Genomic DNA, 20074 nt, shown 5'->3' with positions numbered 1-20074 from the left:
CGCAAAGGTTGTTGAGCAGCCATGTGCCACGAATTCCCTACCCATCGGTAAGCAATAAGCTCGAAACATGCGCCGAGCGAAAATCGTCTGCACCCTGGGCCCCGCCACCGACACATACGACCAGATCAAAGCCCTGGTCGACGCCGGAATGGACGTCGCCCGCTTCAACCTCAGCCACGGCAGCCACGCCGAACACGAGGAGCGCTACCACCGCGTCCGCAAGGCCTCCGACGAAACCGGCCACAGCGTCGGCCTCCTCGCCGACCTTCAAGGCCCGAAGATCCGCCTCGGCCACTTCACCGAAGGCCCCGTACTCCTTGAACGCGGCGACACCTTCACCATCAGCGTCCAAGAAGGCACCCAAGGCGACCGAGACCGCTGCGGCACCACCTACGCCGGCCTCGCCGACGACGTCACCCCGGGCGAACGCATCCTCGTCGACGACGGCAAGGTCTGCCTCGAAGTCACGACCGTCGACGGCCCACACGTACACACCCGAGTGATCGAGGGAGGCCTGGTCTCCGACCACAAAGGCCTCAACCTCCCCGGCGTCGCCGTCTCCGTCCCCGCCCTCTCCAAAAAGGACGAGGACGACCTCCGCTGGGCGCTCCGCACCGGCTTCGACGTCATCGCCCTCTCCTTCGTCCGCAGCGGCCGCGACATCCTCGACGTCCACCGCATCATGGACGAAGAAGGCCGCCGACTCCCCGTCATCGCCAAGGTTGAGAAACCCCAGGCCGTCGAGAACATCGACGACATCGTCGCCGCCTTCGACGGCATCATGGTCGCCCGCGGAGACCTCGGCGTCGAGATGCCGCTGGAACAGGTCCCGATCGTCCAGAAGAGGGCCATCAAACTGGCGAAGCGCAACGCCAAGCCCGTCATCGTCGCCACCCAGATGCTCGACTCCATGATCGAGAACTCCCGCCCCACCCGCGCGGAAGCCTCCGACGTGGCCAACGCGGTCATCGACGGCACCGACGCGGTGATGCTCTCCGGCGAGACCAGCGTCGGCAAATACGCGATCCAGACGGTCCGCACGATGGCGAAAATCGTCGAGGCGGCGGAAGAGGACATCCTCGCGAAGGGCCTCCCGCCCCTGACCGACAGCAACAAGCCGCGCACCCAGGCCGGCGCGGTCGCCCGGGCGGCGGCGGAGATCGGCGACTTCCTCGGCGCGAAGTTCCTGGTCGCCTTCACCCAGAGCGGCGACACGGTCCGCCGCCTCTCCCGCTACCGCTCCCCGATCCCCCTCCTCGCCTTCACGCCCGAACCGGCGACGCGCTCCCAGCTGAACCTGACGTGGGGCGTGGAGACGTTCCTCGGCCCGCAGGTGGACTCGACGGACGCGATGGTCGACCAGGTGGACGAACTGCTGTTGCGGTACGGGCGCTGCCAGAAGGGCGACGTGGTCGTGATCACGGCCGGTTCGCCTCCCGGCGTGACGGGCTCGACGAACCTGGTCCGCGTCCACCACATCGGAGAGGACGACAGCCCCAAGTAGGGGACTGTCGGGGTCAGTGCTTGGGGCCTACGTGGGTGTCCATGAGAGCTACGGCGGCTCTCTTGGCGATCGAGACGTTCCTGGGGTTCGCCATTTTCCATTCGACGCCCACGTGGTCCAGCGTGTCGGTGAAGAGACCGATGATGTCGCCCGACAGGTTGCTGAAGAAGTAGCGCGGGTATTCGTAGCGCTTGGTTACACCGCCGACCGTCCTCTCGGTCCAGTTGGTGATGCGACAGCCGTCGGAGTGGATGAGACCCCGGATGAACTCCCAGGGATGTTCGTGGACGATGGCCTGCTGCCAGGGTTCCAGGGCGATCCGCCGGTCGTGCTTCTTGCCGGGGCCGTGCTGTGGGAACAGGTGGGGCCAATGCGCGTAGTAGCCCACTACTGATACGCAGCCCACTGCCTGGACACGGTGCACGGTGTGTGTGGGGCTGATGGCGCGGAGGGCGGCTTCACAGGCGTCGATGAGCCCCGGCCAGGCATCCGCACACGCGATGCGGAGGTAGTGGCCGGTGCCGCGCGGGTGGGCGCTGATGCATCCGTCACCCAGATAGAGGCCGAGCAGGTACGAGTACGCGACTCGGTCGCTCGGAGGGTCAGGAAGCGGGGCCGCCATTCGGGGCAGCGGTTCAAGTCGGTCCTGCCAGGAGCGAATTGCGGCGCGTGAGATGCCTGTCTCGCGGCTCACGGAGTTCAGGCTGCGGCCCTGTGAAACCAGCGCGATTGCTCGCTTGCGTGTGCTGACGTCGTACATGTGCCCACTCTGTGAGCGTGATCGCGCCGACACGCAGCAAAAAGCGGATGTTCACGAGAACGGGAACATCCGCTTTCTAATGCCAACCTTGGAATCGAAGGAAAAGTGCCCCGGGTCGGACTCGAACCGACACTGTATGGGTTTTGAATCCATTGCCTGCTGCCAATTGGGCTACCGGGGCTCGATGAATCAAAGGTTTCCCTTGACCCTCCGCGCACCCACCTTACCGCAGCTAGGTAGGCTCTTGTCAGCAGTACCCCTGTGCCCTGAACGAGGAGCCCACGTGACCGCCCCCGAGTCGCCCCAGCCCGTAGACGCGCCCGACGACGACAAGTCGCACGTGCCTCCGCTGACGACCCGTGTCGTCATCGCCGAGGACGAGGCCCTGATCCGCCTCGACCTCAAAGAGATGCTGGAGGAAGAGGGCTACAGCGTCGTCGGCGAGGCCGGTGACGGTGAGCAGGCCGTCGAGCTCGCCCGTGAGCACAAGCCCGACCTCGTCATCCTCGATGTGAAGATGCCGAAGCTCGACGGCATCTCGGCCGCCGAGAAGATCGCCGAGGAGCGCATCGCGCCCGTCCTCATGCTGACCGCGTTCTCGCAGCGCGACCTCGTCGAGCGGGCGCGTGACGCCGGTGCGATGGCGTACCTGGTGAAGCCGTTCAGCAAGAGTGACGTCGTCCCGGCGATCGAGATGGCCGTCTCGCGGTTCACGGAGCTGCGGGAGTTGGAGAACGAGGTCGCGGACCTGACGCTGCGGCTGGAGACCCGCAAGCTGGTGGACCGGGCGAAGTCGATCCTTCAGACGGAGTACGGGCTGACTGAGCCTGCGGCCTTCCGGTGGATCCAGAAGACCTCCATGGACCGCCGCATGTCGATGCAGCAGGTCGCGGAGGCGGTCATTCAGGACGCCGACGAGAAGAAGTCGTCCAAGGGCTGAGCCCGGACGGACACACGACGAGGCCCGCGCCCGGAGAAGGGGTGCGGGCCTCGTCGTATGGGAGGGGAGGGCTCAGTCCTCGCCGAGGTAGGCCTTGCGGACGGACTCGTCGTGGAGGAGGTCCTGGCCGGTGCCGGAGAGGACGATGTTGCCGACCTCCATGACGTGGCCGTGGTCGGCGAGCGACAGGGCGGCCTGGGCGTTCTGCTCGATGAGCAGGATGGTCATGCCCTGGGACTTGAGCTCGGCGATGGTCGCCATGATCTTCTGCATCATGATGGGGGAGAGGCCCATGGAGGGCTCGTCCAGCATGAGCAGTTTGGGCTGGGACATGAGGGCGCGGCCCATGGCGAGCATTTGCTGTTCGCCGCCGGAGAGGGTGCCGGCGGCCTGCTTGCGGCGCTCTCCCAGGATGGGGAAGAGGTCGTAGGCGCGCTGGATGTCCTTCTCGATGCCTGCCTTGTCGCTGCGGAGGAAGGCGCCGAGGCGGAGGTTGTCCTCGATCGTCATGCGGGGGAAGATGTGCCGGCCCTCGGGGGAGTGGGCGAGTCCCAGCGAGACGATGTTGTGGGCGGGGATCTTCTTCAGCGATTTGCCGTTGAATTTGATCTGGCCGCCGACGGGCTTGAGGAGTCCGGAGAGGGTGCGCAGGGTGGTGGTCTTGCCGGCGCCGTTGGTGCCGATGAGGGTGACGACTTCGCCGGCCTCGACCTTGAACGAGATGCCCTTGACGGCTTCGATCTTGCCGTAGGCGACTCGGAGGTCTTCGACTTCGAGCAGTGCGGTCATCGGTCGTTCTCCTTGCCGGGCGCGGCGTCCGTCGGGGTGGCGGCGCTTTCGGCGTGTGCTTCGGCGGCCTCGACTTCGGCTATTTCTTCTTCGCCGGGGGCGTTTTCGAAGGGTTCGCCGAGGTATGCGGCGACGACGCGTTCGTCGCCCTGGACGGTGGCGCTGTCGCCTTCGACGAGTTTTTCGCCTTGGACGAGGACGGCGACGCGGTCGCAGAGGTTGAAGATGAAGCGCATGTCGTGCTCGATGACGAGGACGGCGATGCCTTGGTCGCGGATGGCGAAGACGAGTTCTTCGGTGGCGCGGGTTTCCTGGGGGTTCATGCCGGCCGTCGGCTCGTCGAGCAGGAGCAGGCCGGGCTCGCTCGCCAGTGCGCGGGCGATCTCGAGCTTGCGCTGTTCGCCGTAGGGGAGGTTGCGGGCGAGGTGGTCGGCTTTTTTCTCCAGTCCGACGAACGCGAGGAGTTCCATGGCGCGTTCGCGGGAGGCGGCTTCGGCTTTGTGGAAGCCGGGGAGGCGGAGGATGGCCGACCAGAAGCCTTCTTTGGTGCGGGTGTGGCGGCCGACGAGGACGTTTTCCAGGACCGTCATGTTGGCGAAGAGGCGGATGTTCTGGAAGGTGCGGGCGATGCCGGCTGCGGTGACCTTGAAGGATTTGGGCGGCAGGACGTTGCCTTTGAAGCGGACCTCTCCCTCGGTGGGGATGTAGAGGCCGGTGAGGCAGTTGAAGAAGGTGGTCTTGCCGGCGCCGTTGGGGCCGATGAGGCCGACGATCTCGCCGCTGTTGACGGTGAGGTCGACGTTGCGGACGGCGGTGAGGCCGCCGAATCGCATGGTGACGCCGCGGGCGTCGAGGACCGTTTCGCCGACCGGGGCGACAGGGGCGTCCTTGGTGGTGGTGTCGGTGGTCATGGTGGTCAGGCCCCTGCCTTCGTGAGGACGGTGGGCGCTTCCGCGTCTTCGTGGAACTCGAGCTGGCGGCGCCGGTTGGGGATCATGCCTTCCGGGCGGAAGCGCATCAGCAGGATGAGTGCGAGGCCGAAGGCGAAGAGCTGGTAGTCGCCGAGGAACTGGAGCTTGTTGGGGATGAGGAAGAGCAGGGAGGCGCCGATGAGGGGGCCGCCGATGGTGCCCATGCCGCCGAGGACGACTGCGGCGAGCAGGAAGGCGGAGTTGGGCGGGATGGGGCCGGCGAAGACGTACTGCTCGGGGGTCACGGTGTAGGTGACGTGGGCTTGTACGGTGCCGGCGAGTCCGGCGAGGGAGGCGCCGACGGCGAAGGCGATGAGTTTGACGCGGAAGCCGTTGATGCCCATGGCGAGGGCGGCGGTCTCGTCTTCGCGGATGGCGACCCAGGCGCGGCCGATGCGGGAGTCGCCGCTGCGTCGGAAGACGGTCACGACGATGGCGGTGATGATCAGCATCAGGAAGAAGTAGTTGGCGAAGCGGCCGATGCTGAATCCGGCGATGTCGTGGACGGCTCCGAAGTCGAACCCGAGGATGTTGAGGTTCGGGATGGAGGAGATGCCGTTGGAGCCGTTGGTGATGTCGGGGCCGGAGGTGCCGTCGAGGTTGTTGGCGGTGATGCGGAAGATCTCTCCGAAGCCGAGGGTGACGATGGCGAGGTAGTCGCCGCGCAGTCGCAGGGTCGGGGCGCCGATGAGGACGCCGAAGACGAGTGAGGCGGCGGTGCCGACGAGGGCGGCGGCCCAGAACGGGAAGTGCACGCCGAAGGGGGAGCTGGGGGAGCCGGAGACGAGTGAGGCGGCGTAGGCGCCGACGCCGAGGAAGGCGACGTAGCCGAGGTCGAGGAGTCCGGCGAGGCCGACGACGATGTTGAGGCCGAGGGCGACGGTGGCGAAGATGAGGATGTAGACGCCTACGGTCGCGTACTGGTCGTCGGTCTGGGTGAAGGGGAAGAGTGCTGCGGCGACGAAGGCTCCGCAGGTGGTGATGTTCTGGTGCCGGGCGGTGATCTGGCTTGCCTGGGCGACGAGGCCGGACTTGCTGAGGGCGGCGAAGCCGAATCCGGCGGTGATGAGGAAGCCGACGAAGAGTTCGTCGTACTCGGTGCCGATGCCGTAGGTGAAGACGGTGAGGCCGAGGGCGAGTACGGCGACGATGATCAGGATCTCGGCGTAGGAGGGGAGCTTGCCGACGGGCTTGGGGGTGCCGGAGGCGAAGGCGGCCTTGACGGTGTCCCACTGGTGGGCGGCCTGGTGCCTGCGGTGTTCCCAGGGGGTGTCGTCGGGGTCGATCGGGTCGGCTTCGGGGTGCTCGAAGGGCAGGGCGAGGGCGCCGAGGAAGGCGGCGAGGCTGCCTATGGCGACGAGGTAGCCGCCGATTTCGAGGTTGACGACGCCGCCGAGGTCGGCGCTGATCGCGATGACCGTGTACCAGCTGGTGGCGAAGGTGGCGAGGGCGGCGAACTTGATGGCGCCGTCGGCGCCGGCGGGGATGAGCCAGCCGAGGCCCTTGATGCCGTAGGAGGCGAGGGCGAAGAGGGTGGTGAGGGCGCCGCCGATGAGGGCGAGGACCTGGAGGCCGCCGGGGTAGCCGTAGACGGTGAGGTCGCCGGGGAAGGCGCTGGTCCAGGTCCAGGCGAGGAAGGTGGAGATGATGGTGAGGATGCCGCCGCCGGTGGCGAGGGCGCGGGCGATGGGTGCCGGGATGCCGAGGAGGCCGGCCGGGGCGGAAGCGGTCTTGCCGAGCGCTTCGGCGGTGGTGGTCTGTGTCGTCATCGGTGTCACGCCCTGTCCGCGACGCGCTCGCCGAGCAGGCCCTGGGGCCGCAGGAGGAGCACGAGGATGAGGAGTACGAAGGCCCAGACGTCGGCCCAGGCGTTGCTGCCGAATTGGCTCATGCCGGGGATGTCGGCGATGTAGGCGGTGGCGAGGGTTTCGGCGATGCCGAGGACGAGGCCGCCGATCATGGCTCCGTAGATGTTGCCGATGCCGCCGAGGACGGCTGCGGTGAAGGCCTTGAGGCCGAGGAGGAAGCCCATGGTGAAGGAGATCTGGCCGTACTTGAGGCCGTAGGCGACGCCTCCGATGGCGGCGAAGGTGGCGCCGAGGGCGAAGGCGACCACGATGATGCGGTCGGTGTTGACGCCCATGAGCTTGGCGGTGTCGGGGTCCTGGGCGGTGGCCTGCATGCCGCGGCCGGTGCGGGTCTTCATGACGAAGTAGCCGAGGATGGCCATGCTGATGGGGGCGGCGACGAGCAGGAAGATGTCGCCGGTCTGGATGGTGACGTTGCCGATCTCGAAGGGGCCGCCGTCGATCTGGGGGAAGACGCGGGCGGACTTGGCTTCGGGGTACCAGGCCCAGACGGCTTGCTGGAGGGCGAGGGAGAGGCCGATGGCGGTGATGAGCGGGGCGAGGCGGGGTGCGTTGCGGAGGGGACGGTAGGCGAACCGTTCCGCTCCCACGGCGACGGTCACGGAGACCATCACTGCTCCGACGAGCATCAGTGGCAGGGCGATGGCCATGGATGTGCCGTCGGGGAGTATGTAGGCATAGACCGTGAGAGCGCCGAACGCTCCGGTCATGAAGATCTCGCCGTGGGCGAAGTTGATGAGCTGGACGATGCCATAGACCATTGTGTAGCCGATGGCGACAAGCCCGTACATGGATCCCAGTAGCAGGCCGTTGACCAGCTGCTGCGGCAGTTCGTTCACCGCATGTCCTCCGAGACGGTTCGGATGTTTCGACGGGGGGCCGGATGTGAGTCCGCGCGGGGCGCTTGTGGAACAGCGCCCCGCGCGGCTCAGCTGTGGTGCGGGTGGTGGGTCAGCCGGTGTAGGTGCCGGACTTGACGGCCTTCCAGGCACCGTTCTCGACGGCGTAGACGGTGAGCTGCTTGTTGGTGGCGTCGCCGTATTCGTCGAAGGAGACCTTGCCGGTCACGCCGTCGAAGGAGACGTTCTGGACGGCTGCGGTGACCTTGGCGCGGGCGTCGTCGGGGAGCTTGCCGCTGTTGTCGTCGACGACCTTCTTGACGGCCTCGATGATCGCCCAGGCGGAGTCGTAGGAGTAGCCGCCGTAGGCCTCGTAGGCCTCCTTGTAGCCCTCGGTCTTGTAGTTGGCCACGAACTCCTTGGCGGAGGCCAGTTCCTCGACGGGCGCGCCGACGGAGGTGGCGAGGTCGCCGGTGGCGGTGGCGCCGGCGAGCTTGATGAAGTCGGCGCTGTAGATGCCGTCACCGCCGACCACGGGGATCTTGGCGCCGGCGGCCTTGATCTGCTTGCTGAGCGGGCCGGCCTGCGGGTACTCGCCGCCGTAGTAGACGACGTCGGCGCCGGAGTTCTTGACCTGGGTGGCGACCGCGGAGAAGTCCTTGCTGTCCGGGTTGATGTGCTGGGTGCCGGCGATGGTGCCGCCGAGCTTCTTGAACTCCGCGGTGAAGGTGGCGGCGAGGCCGGCGCCGTAGGTCTTCTTGTCGTCGATGACGAAGACCTTCTTCTTCTTCGCGTCGTTGAAGACGTACTGCGCGGCGAACGGGCCCTGGATGGCGTCCGTGGTCGCGGTGCGGAAGTACGAGGTGTAGGGGCGCTTCTTGGTGGTCGCCCAGTCGGTGCCCTGGGTGAGCGCCGGGTTGGTGTTGGCCGGGGAGATCTCGACCAGCTTGGCGTCGTCGAAGACCTTCTGCATCGACTCGGCGACGGAGGAGTTCAGCGGGCCGACGACGCCGAGGACGCTCTTGTCGGCGACGAGGGCGGTGGCGTTCTGCTGGCCCGCGGAGGGCTGCGCCTGGTCGTCCTTGGCGACGATCTTGAAGGTGACCCCGTCGACGTACTTCTGCTTGTTGGCCGTCTTGACGGCGAGGTCGACGGAGTTCTTGATGCCGAGGCCCAGCGCGGACAGGTCGCCGGTGAGCGGGGCGTCGACGCCGATGGTGACGGTGGTGCCACCGCTGTCGGTGCCCTTGTCGTCACTGTCGCGCGAACCGCAGGCGGTCAGGGTGAGAGCTCCGGCGGACAGCGCGGCGGTGATGGCGATGAGCGAACGTTGACGCACGTTCCAGTCCTTTCCATGGGCGGCCCTCCCCCCTGGAAGAGGCCGAGTCGAGCGTCTGGCCGAAGGGGTATTCCAGCCGCGCGGTGACTGGGCGTGACTCTAAGCGGGTGGGGGTTACGGGGAGGAGGGTCTGACCCATGCTGTGACTCTCTTGTTATGACACGAGGTAATGCAGAGCGGTACGTGGTGGGTGGAACGGCTGAATTCAGGCCGATTCGCCCTGTCCGCATGTTGAGAAAGTGCAGGATGAACCCGGGCGGGTTCAGGTGTCTCAGGCATTTTGGTGATTACGCGGATTCGTTGCCGCAGGCGACCTGTAGGGCTTCGGAGAGGTCGTGCGCATAGCGCGGGCCCAGGATGAAACTGTGGTCCTGTATTGCGCGCGCATTACGTAGAGTTACGTCCAGAAAAGGCAGTCCGACGTTCCTCGGCGCTTTCCCGCATTCCGTCACATGCATGGTGACGACGATCTTGCGTGCTGCGCCCTGCTCGGTCGTGAACGGCGCCGCCGGGGCGGAGGTCAGGGTGAGCCCGGCGTACGGCTGGGCCAGCCGGGTCAGGGTGACCGGCGGGCCCGAGTCCACGGAGAGCAGCACTTCGAAGGCGAAGGTGCGCGGCCGGGTGCCGGGCGGTACGGCGGTCTCGCCGAGGTAGCTGACGTCCACGGTCTGGGACGGGAACGGCGGTGCGGGGGCGGCCGGTTCGGCGTCGTGCGGCCGGGTCGCGTACAGGTAGCCGCCGCCGGCGAGGAGCAGCGTGGCGGCGAGGGCGGCGGGCACGGCCCGGCGGTGGGCACTGTGGAAGCGGCTGAGGCGAGCGAGGGCGCGGCTGAAGGGAGTTGGGGGCTGCGCGGCGGGGGAGTCGGGGTCGTGGTGCGGGTCGGGCGGCTGCGGGGTGTCCCACGCGCGGGTGCCCTCGCCGGGCTCCACGGGGCCGACGCCGCTCACTGCCAGGGGCCTTCGTCGGGGCCGCCGGAGCGGTACCGGTCGACGCAGCCCTCGCGTGCCTCGCGGTCGATCAACTCGTCCGCGGCGTCGGCTCCTTGGGTCTTCTCGGCGGCCCTTGCGGCGTCCACGACGGTCCGCAGGATGTCGAACTGCCCGTTGGACAGCCCCATCGACTGGTAGTCCCCGTACGTGGTGCCGTCCAGGACCTCGCGTGACCAGTGGGCGACGATGCGCGTGCACAACTCCTCGGGCGAGGCGCTGGAAGAGGACGGGGACGGGGACCGGGGCGAGGAGGGCGTGCGGGCGGTGTTGCCGTCGCCGGACGCGCCGCCGCAGCCGGTCGCGGTCGCCAACGCCCCCGCCAGCAGTGCCGGTCCGAGCAGCCGTGCAGCCGCTCCCGCCCTTGGGGCCCGTCCCGTGGTCATGCTCCGACGCTAGGCCGCCGTGCCGCCGTGAAGCAACGGCCGCGCGCGGGTGGCCTGTCGGGGCGCCGGGGCGTCAGCCGGCCGCGGGGATGTTCGCCCCGTCGCCGGCCCGTACGTCCCGCAGCAGACAGGTCAGCCGCGCGGTGCACACGCGCCGCCCCTTCTCGTCGCTGATGACGATCTCGTACGTCGCCGTGGAGCGCCCCTGGTGCACGGGGGTGGCCACGCCGGTGACGAGGCCGGAGCGGACCCCGCGGTGGTGGGTGCAGTTCAGGTCGACGCCGACGGCGATCTTGGAGCTGCCGCCGTGCAGCATGGCGCCGACCGAGCCGAGGGTCTCGGCGAGGACGGCGGAGGCGCCGCCGTGCAGCAGTCCGTAGGGCTGGGTGTTGCCCTCGACCGGCATACGGCCGACGACGCGGTCCGCGGCGGCCTCGACGATCTGCACGCCCATGCGGTTGCCGAGGTGTCCGGCGGAGAACAGGGCGAGGATGTCGACGCCGAGCGCGGCGTACTCGTCGATGACTTCCTGCGGGAACTTCACGTGCTGCTGCTCGCCCATGGGGCCCGGCTCCGTTCGTCGATCCAGTCCAGCGTCACTGAGCAAACGCTCAGTCGGTGGACGATTGTTCCAGACGGACAACGACGGACTTGCTGGCCGGGGTGTTGCTGGTGTCCGCGGTGGCGTCCAGCGGGACCAGCACGTTCGTCTCCGGGTAGTAGGCGGCCGCGCAGCCCCGGGTGGTCGGGTAGAGCACGACGCGGAAGCCGGGCGCGCGCCGCTCCACGCCGTCCCTCCACTCGCTCACCAGGTCCACGTAGGAGCCCTCCGCGAGCCCGAACGCGCGTGCGTCCTCGGCGTTGACCAGGACGACCCGGCGGCCGTTCTTGATGCCGCGGTAGCGGTCGTCCAGGCCGTAGATCGTGGTGTTGTACTGGTCGTGCGAGCGCAGCGTCTGCAGCAGCAGGCGGCCCTCGGGCAGCTCCGGGTACTCGACCGGGGCGGCGGTGAAGTTGGCCTTGCCGGTGGCGGTGGGGAAACGGCGCTCGTCGCGAGGGCCGTGCGGGAGGGTGAAGCCGCCCGGTTCGGCCACGCGCGCGTTGAAGTCCTCGAAGCCGGGGATCACCCGCGCGATGCGGTCCCGGATGGTCGCGTAGTCCTTCTCGAACTCCTCCCACGGCACCTTGCTGTCCTCGCCGAGCACGCGCCGCGCGAGGCGGCAGACGATGGCCGGCTCGGACAGCAGGTGGGCGCTCGCGGGCGCGAGCCGGCCGCGGGAGGCGTGCACCATGCCCATGGAGTCCTCGACGGTCACGAACTGCTCGCCGCCGCCCTGGAGGTCGCGCTCGGTGCGTCCGAGGGTGGGCAGGATCAGGGCACGCGCGCCCGTGACGACATGGCTGCGGTTGAGCTTCGTCGACACGTGCACGGTCAGCCGGGCGCGGCGCATGGCCGCTTCGGTGACGTCGGTGTCGGGGGAGGCGGCCACGAAGTTGCCGCCCATGGCGAAGAAGAGTTTCGCCTCGCCGTCGCGCAGTGCGCGGATGGCGCGCACGACGTCGAAGCCGTGCTCGCGCGGGGGCGCGAAGCCGAACTCCTTCTCCAGGGCGTCCAGGAAGGCCGGGGCGGGCCGTTCGAAGATGCCCATGGTGCGGTCGCCCTGCACGTTCGAGTGGCCGCGCACCGGGCAGACGCCGGCGCCCGGGCGGCCGATGTTGCCGCGCAGGAGAAGGAAGTTGACGACCTCTCGGATGGTCGGCACGGAGTGCTTGTGCTGGGTGAGGCCCATGGCCCAGCAGACGATGGTGCGCTCGGAGGCGAGCACCATGCGCAGGGTTTCCTCGATCTCCGCGCGCGTGAGGCCGGTCGCGGTGAGCGTCTCCTCCCAGTCGGCGGCGCGGGCCGTCTCGGCGAACTCCTCGAAGCCGTGGGTGTGTTCGCCGATGAACGCCTCGTCGAGCGCGCCCTCGGTCTCGAGGACGAGCTTGTTGAGGAGGCGGAAGAGGGCCTGGTCGCCGCCGATGCGGATCTGTAGGAAGAGGTCGGTGAGGGAGGCGCCCTTGAACATGCCCTGCGGGGTCTGCGGGTTCTTGAACTTCTCCAGGCCGGCCTCGGGCAGCGGGTTGACGCTGATGATCTTCGCGCCGCCCGCCTTGGCCTTCTCCAGCGCGGAGAGCATGCGCGGGTGGTTGGTGCCCGGGTTCTGTCCGGCGACGATGATCAGGTCGGCCTGGTAGAGGTCCTCGAGCAGGACGCTGCCCTTGCCGATGCCGATGGTCTCCGACAGGGCCGAGCCGGAGGACTCGTGGCACATGTTGGAGCAGTCCGGCAGGTTGTTCGTGCCGAGCTCGCGGGCGAAGAGCTGGTAGAGGAACGCGGCCTCGTTGCTGGTGCGGCCCGAGGTGTAGAAGACGGCCTCGTCGGGGGAGGCGAGGGCGGCGCTCTCCTCGGCGATGATGTCGAAGGCGCGCTCCCAGGTGACCGGCTCGTAGCGCTCCGCGCCCTCGGGGAGGTACATGGGGTGGGTGAGCCGGCCCTGCTGGCCCAGCCAGTAGCCGCTGCGGCCGGCGAGGTCGGCGACGGGGTGCGCGGCGAAGAACTCGGGGGTGACCCGGCGCAGCGTCGCCTCCTCGGCGACGGCCTTCGCGCCGTTCTCGCAGAACTCCGCGGCGTGCCGGTGGTCGGGCTCGGGCCAGGCGCAGCCGGGGCAGTCGAAGCCGTTCTTCTGGTTCACGCGCAGCAGCGTCAGCGCGGTGCGCTTCACGCCCATCTGCTGCTGGGCGATCCGCAGGGAGTGCCCGACGGCCGGCAGGCCGGCCGCCGCGTGCTTGGGCTCGGCGATCTGCGGTGCGTCCTGGACCGGATCGGCTTTGGGCGGCTTCGTAGCCATCGCACGCTCTCCTTCGACCTGCCGTGAGTGCCGTCCCGCGGTGAATGCGGTACCTGTCCGATCCTCGCACGTGGTGCCGACAACGATCTCCTGTGGGTTTGCTCACCGTCGTGCACATTGCTTGCGCGGGCCGGTCCCGCGCGTGCGGGGAGGCGGGGCGGAGAGCGGGGCGGAGAGCGGGGTGGGTCGCGGTGGCCGGGGCCGAGTGTCAGTGGGGCGTGGCAGGATCGGGGGCGTGGCAGAGACAGCAGCGAAGAAGACCGACACCCCCTCCGGCGCAAGCCGCCCGCGCCTGATGCTCATGGACGGGCACTCGCTGGCGTACCGCGCGTTCTTCGCGCTGCCCGCGGAGAACTTCACCACCGCGACGGGCCAGCCGACGAACGCGATCTACGGTTTCGCCTCGATGCTGGCCAACACGTTGCGCGACGAGTCGCCCACGCACTTCGCGGTCGCCTTCGACGTCTCCCGCAAGACCTGGCGCTCCGAGGAGTTCACCGAGTACAAGGCGAACCGTTCCAAGACGCCGGACGAGTTCAAGGGGCAGGTCGAGCTGATCGGCGAGCTGCTCGACGCGATGCACGTCTCGCGGTTCGCGGTGGACGGCTTCGAGGCCGACGACGTCATCGCCACGCTCGCCACCCAGGCCGAGGCCGAGGGCTTCGAGGTGCTGATCGTCACGGGCGACCGGGACTCCTTCCAGCTGGTGTCGGAGCACACCACGGTGCTGTATCCGACGAAGGGCGTCTCCGAGCTGACCCGGTTCACCCCGGAGAAGGTCGTCGAGAAGTACGGGTTGACGCCCGCCCAGTACCCCGACTTCGCGGCGCTGCGCGGCGACCCGTCCGACAACCTCCCGGGCATCCCCGGCGTCGGCGAGAAGACGGCCGCGAAGTGGATCAACCAGTTCGGTTCGTTCGCGGAACTGGTCGAGCGCGTCGAGGAGGTCAAGGGCAAGGCCGGGCAGAACCTGCGCGACCACCTGGACGCCGTCAAGCTCAACCGCCGTCTCACCGAGATGGTCAAGGACGTCGAGCTGCCCAAGGCGGTCACCGACCTGGAGCGCGCCCCTTACGACCGCACGGCCGTCGCGATGGTCCTGGACACCCTGGAGATCAGGAACCCCTCCCTGCGCGAGCGGCTGCTCGCCGTCGACCCGGGCGGCGAGGAGGCCGAGACGACCCCGGTGGCCACCGGCGGGGTGGAGGTGGACGGCACGGTGCTGGGCACGGGCGAGCTGGCCGGCTGGCTCGCGGAGCACGGCGCCGAGACCCTCGGCGTCGCCACCGTCGACACCTGGGCGCTGGGCGCCGGCTCGGTCGCCGAGGTCGCGCTCGCCGCCGCCGCGGGAGCGGCCGCCTGGTTCGACCCGACGGAGCTGGACGAGAGCGACGAGACCGCGTGGGCGGCCTGGCTCGCCGCCGAGGACCGCCCCAAGGTCCTGCACAACGCCAAGGGCGCCATGCGCGTCTTCGCCGAGCACGGCTGGTCCGTCGCCGGCGTCTTCATGGACACCGCGCTCGCCGCCTACCTGGTCAAGCCGGGCCGCCGCTCCTTCGACCTGGACGCGTTGTCCCTGGAGTACCTGGGCCGCGAGCTGGCGCCCGCCGCCGCGGCCGACGGCCAGCTCGCCTTCGGCGCGGACGACGGCGCCGAGGCCGAGGCCCTGATGGTGCAGGCCCGCACGATCGTCGACCTCGGCGAGGCCTTCCGCGGCCGTCTGGAGGAGGTCGGCGCGACCGACCTGCTGCGTGACATGGAGCTGCCCACCTCCGCCCTCCTGGCCCGTCTGGAGCGGCACGGCATCGCGGCCGACCGCGCCCATCTGGAGGCCATGGAGCAGATGTTCGCGGGCGCCGTCCAGCAGGCCGTGAAGGAGGCGCACGCGGCGGCCGGGCACGAGTTCAACCTGGGTTCGCCCAAGCAGCTCCAGGAGGTCCTCTTCGGCGAACTGGGCCTGCCCAAGACCAAGAAGACCAAGACCGGCTACACCACCGACGCCGACGCCCTGGCCTGGCTCGCCGGGCAGACGGACAACGAGCTGCCGGTGATCATGCTGCGCCACCGGGAGCAGGCGAAGCTGCGTGTCACCGTCGAGGGCCTGATCAAGACGATCGCCTCCGACGGCCGTATCCACACCACGTTCAACCAGACGGTCGCCGCGACCGGCCGGCTGTCGTCGACGGACCCGAACCTGCAGAACATCCCCGTCCGCACGGACGAGGGCCGGGCGATCCGCCGCGGCTTCGTCGTCGGCGAGGGCTTCGAGTCGCTGATGACGGCCGACTACAGCCAGATCGAACTGCGGGTGATGGCCCACCTGTCGGAGGACGAGGGCCTCATCGAGGCGTTCACCTCCGGCGAGGACCTGCACACCACGGCCGCCTCCCAGGTGTTCGGCGTCGAGCCCGCCGCGGTGGACGCGGAGATGCGCCGCAAGATCAAGGCGATGTCCTACGGTCTGGCCTACGGCCTGTCCGCGTTCGGCCTGTCCCAGCAGCTCAACATCGACGCGGGCGAGGCCCGCGCCCTGATGGACGCCTACTTCGAACGCTTCGGCGGTGTACGCGACTATCTGCGCCGGGCGGTCGACGAGGCCCGCGCGACCGGCTACACGGCGACGCTGTTCGGCCGCCGCCGCTACCTGCCCGACCTCAACAGCGACAACCGTCAGCGCCGCGAGGCGGCCGAGCGGATGGCCCTGAACGCGCCGATCCAGGGCACGGCGGCGGACATCGTCAAGATCGCCATGCTCAAGGTCGACGCGGCCCTGCGCGCGGCGGACCTCAAGTCCCGCATGCTCCTCCAGGTCCACGACGAAGTCGTCCTGGAGATCGCCCCCGGCGAGCGCGCGGCGACCGAGGAACTGCTGCGTCGCGAGATGCCCGCAGCCGTCCACCTCAGGGCCCCGCTGGACGTGTCGGTGGGCGCGGGCCCCGACTGGGAGTCGGCGGCCCACTAGGCGCTCCGCTGGGGGTGCGGCGCTGTGCCGCCGTTCCGCTGCGGCGCCGTCGTGGCTGGTCGCGCAGTTCCCCGCGCCCCTTCGGGGCCCTGTCGGCGGCGACAGGGCCCCCTTCGCGTCCCGCGGCAAGGAGCCTGCGCCCCGCGGGACGCGTCGTCACCCCTGGTCATCCCCCGAAGGGCCCTCACCCGCGTGGCCCCCGAGAACAAGCCTCTCCCCACCGCGGCCAGCCAGGATGCCGCCATGGGTATACGCATGCTTCACCGCCGGAAGGCCCACGCACGCGTGCACGCCACGGCCACCGCGGACACACAGGTCGACCCCGGCGCGGCACGTCGGCGGCGACCGCGCCCCGCCCTCGCGCCCGGCGCCGCCGCGCCCCGCGTCCCGAAGACCCCCGGCACGGTCTGGCGCGCGGTCGCCGCGCGGCTCCGCTGCCCGGCCGCCCTCACCCGGCTGCTGCCCCGGGGCGACAGTTGGCGTCGGTGGGCGGAGGCGGCGCGCGGCTTCCTGACGCTCGCCGTCGGCGTCCTGGGCCGGCTCCGCAGACCCCGTACGGCTCGCAGGGTCCGCCGTATCCCCGTCTTCGTCGCGACCGTGACGCCCCTCACCGAACGCCCGGGCGGCTCCGCTGCGCGCTGACCCGCTCCGGCTGCCCCGTCGAGCCGTCCCGGGCGGCGGGGCGCCACAGCCGCACGCCGACGGCGTACAGCAGCACCCCCAGCACCAGCCCGGCGCCCGCCCCGAAGCACAGCGTCGGGATGAACTCCCACGGCTTCGCCCCGCGCGAGCCCCAGTAGTCCCACCACCGCGTCGCCCGCCGCACCGCCGCGACCAGCGCGCAGCCGCCGATCAGGGCGCCGGCCCACCAGCGGTCCCGCACCGACAGCAGCGGGACGCCCACCGGCTCGGCGGCGGGCGTCCGGCGCAGCGCGTACGTCACGAACACGGCGATCACGACGGCGGCCACGGCCGAACCCCCGTACTGCAGGTACCAGTACAGCGGTGAGCCGGCGATCTGCTCGCCGAGGACCGGGAACAGCCGCATGCCCCAGCGGTCGAGGTGCGTGAAGGCGTCCCACACCACATGGGTCAGGGCGCCGAGAACCGCCGAGACGTACCACCACAGGACTGTGGACGGCCGTACACGCGCGCGTGGCGTTCCGCAGCGGGTCAGGGCCGCCGTCCGGCCCTGCCGGCCCCGTGGCAGCAGGGCGGTCAGCGGTTCGCGCACCAGCAGCCAGAGCCCCACCAGCGCCCAGGCGACCAGCACGTCGACCGTGAACACGCCGGGGAAGGAGTGGGTGACGTCCCCGAACTCCATCGCCCCGGACAGGAAGCTCGCCGCGTAGTAGGTCATGTCGGGGGCGAAGGAGCCCGCCAGGAGCGCGGAAGGCACCAGCCGTCCGCGGCCGGTGCCGTCGACGCGGAGCGCGGGCAGCACGGCCGCGGCGTGACTCAGGGTGAACGGCAACGGGGCTCCCGGAGGCGGACGTTGGCGGGCCGGGCGGCCCGGTGATCGAAGACGTCCAGTATGCGGGCGTCGGTTCCCGGCCAACGGCGCGTGACCAGTCGGTGAAAACGGCGCTCGAACGGGTGCCGGTGCAAAAGAAGTTGTCGTAGGGTCGCCTGGGTCGCCGTGTCTGTGGGGCACGTCGAACACCACAACAGAACAGTGCAAACCGCCCACGGTGCAACCTCCGGGGTGGGTTGATCGTCACAAGAGCAGCAGCCGCACCAGCGTGGCAACGGCAACAACAGGGTGCAGACGTAGACGGGCGTTCGGCGTCCCACGGGAGGGTTCACTTCATGTCGGCGCATTTCGGCACGAGACTGCGCAAAGGGGCGGTCAACACGACCGTGGCTGCATTGGTGGTAGCGGCTCTGGCCGCGTCCCAGGCACCGGACGTCACGGCCGACAGCCAGGGCAGGCGGACGGCCGCCGATGTCCCGTCCGCGGATTCCGTGGACCCCGGCACGAGCGGCAGCGCCACCGGCAACTCGCCGTACTACACGGACCTGCCGCCGCTGAACACCCCCGCCCCGGCGCCGAGCGAGAGCTCCGCCACCACCACCCCGGCCACCGCCGTCGGCAGCAGCGAGGCGGGCATCCCCGCCACCGTCCTGGACGCCTACAAGAAGGCCGAGGCGGCGCTCGCGCAGTCCAAGGCGGGCTGCAACCTGCCCTGGCAACTCCTCGCCGCCATCGGCAAGGTCGAGTCGGGCCAGGCGGGCGGCGGCAACGTGACCGCCGACGGCACCACGATCACGCCGATCCTCGGCCCGGTCCTCAACGGCAACGGCTTCGCCAACATCAGCGACACCGACAACGGCGCGTACGACGGCGACAGCGCCTACGACCGCGCCGTGGGCCCCATGCAGTTCATCCCCTCCACCTGGGCGTGGGCGGGCCGTGACGGCAACGGCGACGGCAAGAAGGACCCCAACAACATCTACGACGCCGCGCTCGCCGCCGGCCACTACCTGTGCCGCTACGACTGGGACATGGCCACCACGTCCGGGATGCGCAGCGCGATCCTCAGCTACAACAACTCGACGGACTACCTCAACACCGTCCTGTCGTGGCTGGAGTACTACCGCAAGGGCACGCACGCGATCCCCGACGGCACCGGCACCGTGCCGGGCAACCGCAGCGACGACGACACCGGCTCCACGCCCACCTCGCCGTCCACCCCGTCGACGCCCGGCACCCCGACCACGCCGGCGACTCCGAGCGTGCCCAGCAAGCCCTCCACGCCCCCCGGCACCCCGACCCCGACGCCCACGCCGACCGACACGGTCGACCATCTGGAGGCCGCGGGCGCGGCGAGCCTCACCGCCATGGCGGGCGACACGTTCGCCGAGCAGATCGCCGCCCGCGCGGAGACGACGGCCGGCAAGACCGTCGCCAAGGTCAGGATCCGCTTCACCATCGTCGGCGACACGGACGCCGTCTTCGCCGGCGGCGAGAGCGTCGCCACGATCGTCACCGACAGCAAGGGCGTCGCCCTCGCACCCGCGCTCAAGGCGGGCGAGAACACCGGTGACTTCATCGTCCGCGCCACGCTCGTCGGCCGCACGCTCTCCGCCGTCGACTACAAGGCCACGGTCACCGCCCGCGCCGCCGACGCCCTCGTCGCCACCGGCGGCACCGCGCTGACCTGCACCGCCGGCGGCGAGTTCGCCGACCAGGTCGGGGTGAAGGCCACGTACCAGGGCGCCGCGGCGGGCAAGGTCGCGGCCACCGCCACCCTGCTCGAGTCGACCGGCGACAGCGGCCCCTACTTCAAGGACGCCGCCACCGGCAACGCCGTGCGCACGCTGAACCTGCAGACGGACGCGAACGGCCTGCTGCAGCTGCCCCAGCTGTACGCGGGCGACACCGCCGGCACGTACGTGCTGCGCATCACCACCACCGGCGGAGCGACCCTCACGGTCGAACTGACCGTCACGGCCGCCCCGACCTCCACGCCGAGCGACACGCCGAGCGCCACGCCCACCGAGTCGGAGTCGACGGCCCCGGCTTCGTAACCGCTCCCGTATCACGACGACGGCGGCGCCCCTCTTCGGAGAGGGGCGCCGCCGTCGTCGTGCACGACCTGTTCTCATCTCACGCGCGCGTTGCTACCGTGCCGGACCTGACGACCTGTCAGTTCCGTCGGGAGGCCCGCATGCGTGCCCTGATCGCCGCCGCGACCGGCCTCGCCGTCGCGTTCGCCCTGGTCCTCACCCTCACCGCACTGGGCACGCCGACCGCCAAGACCTCCCCGAAACCCATGCTCACGACGGTCCCCGCCCACCCGTAGGACGGCCGACCGCCCACCGCCCGCCCGGTCCGC

General features: G+C 69.8%; 17 protein-coding genes and 1 tRNA gene. 6 read left to right on the top strand and 12 right to left on the bottom strand.

Features of this window, described 5'->3' with window-relative positions; all coding sequences use genetic code 11:
• The first annotated feature begins 67 nt into the window (after window positions 1-67).
• On the top strand, window positions 68-1504 hold the full coding sequence (pyk, locus tag ACWD4O_RS06110; RefSeq protein WP_351910916.1) for a pyruvate kinase: 1437 nt from the start codon (window positions 68-70) through the stop codon (window positions 1502-1504).
• Between the two features lie 13 nt (window positions 1505-1517).
• Here pyk and ACWD4O_RS06105 read toward each other — a convergent pair whose 3' ends face one another.
• Window positions 1518-2264 (bottom strand): hypothetical protein, encoded by a 747-nt coding sequence (locus ACWD4O_RS06105; protein ID WP_451277887.1) that lies wholly within the window; start codon window positions 2262-2264, stop codon window positions 1518-1520.
• 106 nt (window positions 2265-2370) lie between these two features.
• A tRNA-Leu gene (locus ACWD4O_RS06100) sits at window positions 2371-2445 on the bottom strand.
• A 102-nt stretch (window positions 2446-2547) separates the two neighbouring features.
• Here ACWD4O_RS06100 and ACWD4O_RS06095 point away from each other — a divergent pair.
• Complete coding sequence (locus ACWD4O_RS06095; RefSeq protein WP_351910914.1) at window positions 2548-3204, top strand: ANTAR domain-containing response regulator; 657 nt, start codon at window positions 2548-2550, stop codon at window positions 3202-3204.
• A gap of 72 nt (window positions 3205-3276) precedes the next feature.
• Here the strand turns inward: ACWD4O_RS06095 and ACWD4O_RS06090 are convergent, their stop codons facing one another.
• The 9 genes from ACWD4O_RS06090 to ACWD4O_RS06050 form a co-directional block, all read right to left on the bottom strand.
• On the bottom strand, window positions 3277-3993 hold the full coding sequence (locus ACWD4O_RS06090) for an ABC transporter ATP-binding protein (protein WP_451277884.1): 717 nt from the start codon (window positions 3991-3993) through the stop codon (window positions 3277-3279).
• Window positions 3990-4904 carry an ABC transporter ATP-binding protein gene (locus tag ACWD4O_RS06085; protein ID WP_351910912.1) on the bottom strand — a complete coding sequence of 305 codons (915 nt, stop codon included), beginning with the start codon at window positions 4902-4904 and terminating at the stop codon, window positions 3990-3992. The genes ACWD4O_RS06090 and ACWD4O_RS06085 overlap by 4 nt, the downstream gene beginning before the upstream one ends.
• Window positions 4905-4909: 5 nt before the next feature.
• A complete protein-coding gene (locus ACWD4O_RS06080) occupies window positions 4910-6733 on the bottom strand; it encodes a branched-chain amino acid ABC transporter permease (RefSeq protein WP_451277882.1) in 1824 nt (607 codons plus the stop codon).
• A gap of 5 nt (window positions 6734-6738) precedes the next feature.
• A complete protein-coding gene (locus ACWD4O_RS06075; RefSeq protein WP_450946620.1) occupies window positions 6739-7671 on the bottom strand; it encodes a branched-chain amino acid ABC transporter permease in 933 nt (310 codons plus the stop codon).
• Window positions 7672-7783: 112 nt separating this feature from the next.
• Window positions 7784-9010, bottom strand: a complete 1227-nt coding sequence (locus tag ACWD4O_RS06070) for a branched-chain amino acid ABC transporter substrate-binding protein (protein WP_450946619.1) — start codon at window positions 9008-9010, stop codon at window positions 7784-7786.
• Between the two features lie 287 nt (window positions 9011-9297).
• Window positions 9298-9957: a Tat pathway signal sequence domain protein gene (locus ACWD4O_RS06065; protein ID WP_451277879.1), complete on the bottom strand. Its 660-nt coding sequence runs from the start codon at window positions 9955-9957 to the stop codon at window positions 9298-9300.
• Complete coding sequence (locus ACWD4O_RS06060; RefSeq protein ID WP_451277877.1) at window positions 9954-10382, bottom strand: hypothetical protein; 429 nt, start codon at window positions 10380-10382, stop codon at window positions 9954-9956. Before ACWD4O_RS06060 ends, ACWD4O_RS06065 begins: the two co-directional genes overlap by 4 nt.
• A 73-nt stretch (window positions 10383-10455) precedes the next feature.
• Window positions 10456-10944 carry a PaaI family thioesterase gene (locus ACWD4O_RS06055; RefSeq protein ID WP_451277875.1) on the bottom strand — a complete coding sequence of 163 codons (489 nt, stop codon included), beginning with the start codon at window positions 10942-10944 and terminating at the stop codon, window positions 10456-10458.
• 49 nt (window positions 10945-10993) lie between these two features.
• Entirely contained in the window at window positions 10994-13273 is a 2280-nt protein-coding gene (locus tag ACWD4O_RS06050) for an FdhF/YdeP family oxidoreductase (RefSeq protein ID WP_451277873.1), read from the bottom strand.
• 235 nt (window positions 13274-13508) lie between these two features.
• On the opposite strand from ACWD4O_RS06050, the gene polA reads away from it, so the two are divergent.
• Both polA and ACWD4O_RS06040 read left to right on the top strand, forming a co-directional pair.
• Window positions 13509-16235, top strand: coding sequence for a DNA polymerase I (gene polA, locus ACWD4O_RS06045; protein ID WP_451277871.1), 2727 nt, complete (start codon window positions 13509-13511; stop codon window positions 16233-16235).
• Between the two features lie 243 nt (window positions 16236-16478).
• Window positions 16479-16877 (top strand): hypothetical protein, encoded by a 399-nt coding sequence (locus ACWD4O_RS06040; protein WP_451277869.1) that lies wholly within the window; start codon window positions 16479-16481, stop codon window positions 16875-16877.
• Here ACWD4O_RS06040 and ACWD4O_RS06035 read toward each other — a convergent pair.
• A complete protein-coding gene (locus ACWD4O_RS06035) occupies window positions 16843-17709 on the bottom strand; it encodes a DUF4184 family protein (protein ID WP_451277867.1) in 867 nt (288 codons plus the stop codon). The genes ACWD4O_RS06040 and ACWD4O_RS06035 overlap by 35 nt on opposite strands.
• A 335-nt stretch (window positions 17710-18044) precedes the next feature.
• Here ACWD4O_RS06035 and ACWD4O_RS06030 point away from each other — a divergent pair, with 335 nt between their 5' ends.
• Window positions 18045-19766 (top strand): lytic transglycosylase domain-containing protein, encoded by a 1722-nt coding sequence (locus ACWD4O_RS06030; protein WP_451277865.1) that lies wholly within the window; start codon window positions 18045-18047, stop codon window positions 19764-19766.
• Window positions 19767-19906: 140 nt separating this feature from the next.
• Window positions 19907-20041, top strand: coding sequence for an SPW_0924 family protein (locus ACWD4O_RS06025; RefSeq protein WP_363173992.1), 135 nt, complete (start codon window positions 19907-19909; stop codon window positions 20039-20041).
• Window positions 20042-20074 lie beyond the last annotated feature (33 nt).

The sequence above is a fragment of the Streptomyces sp. NPDC002623 genome, from assembly GCF_053592635.1.
This window is presented reverse-complemented; position numbering and strand designations above follow the sequence as displayed.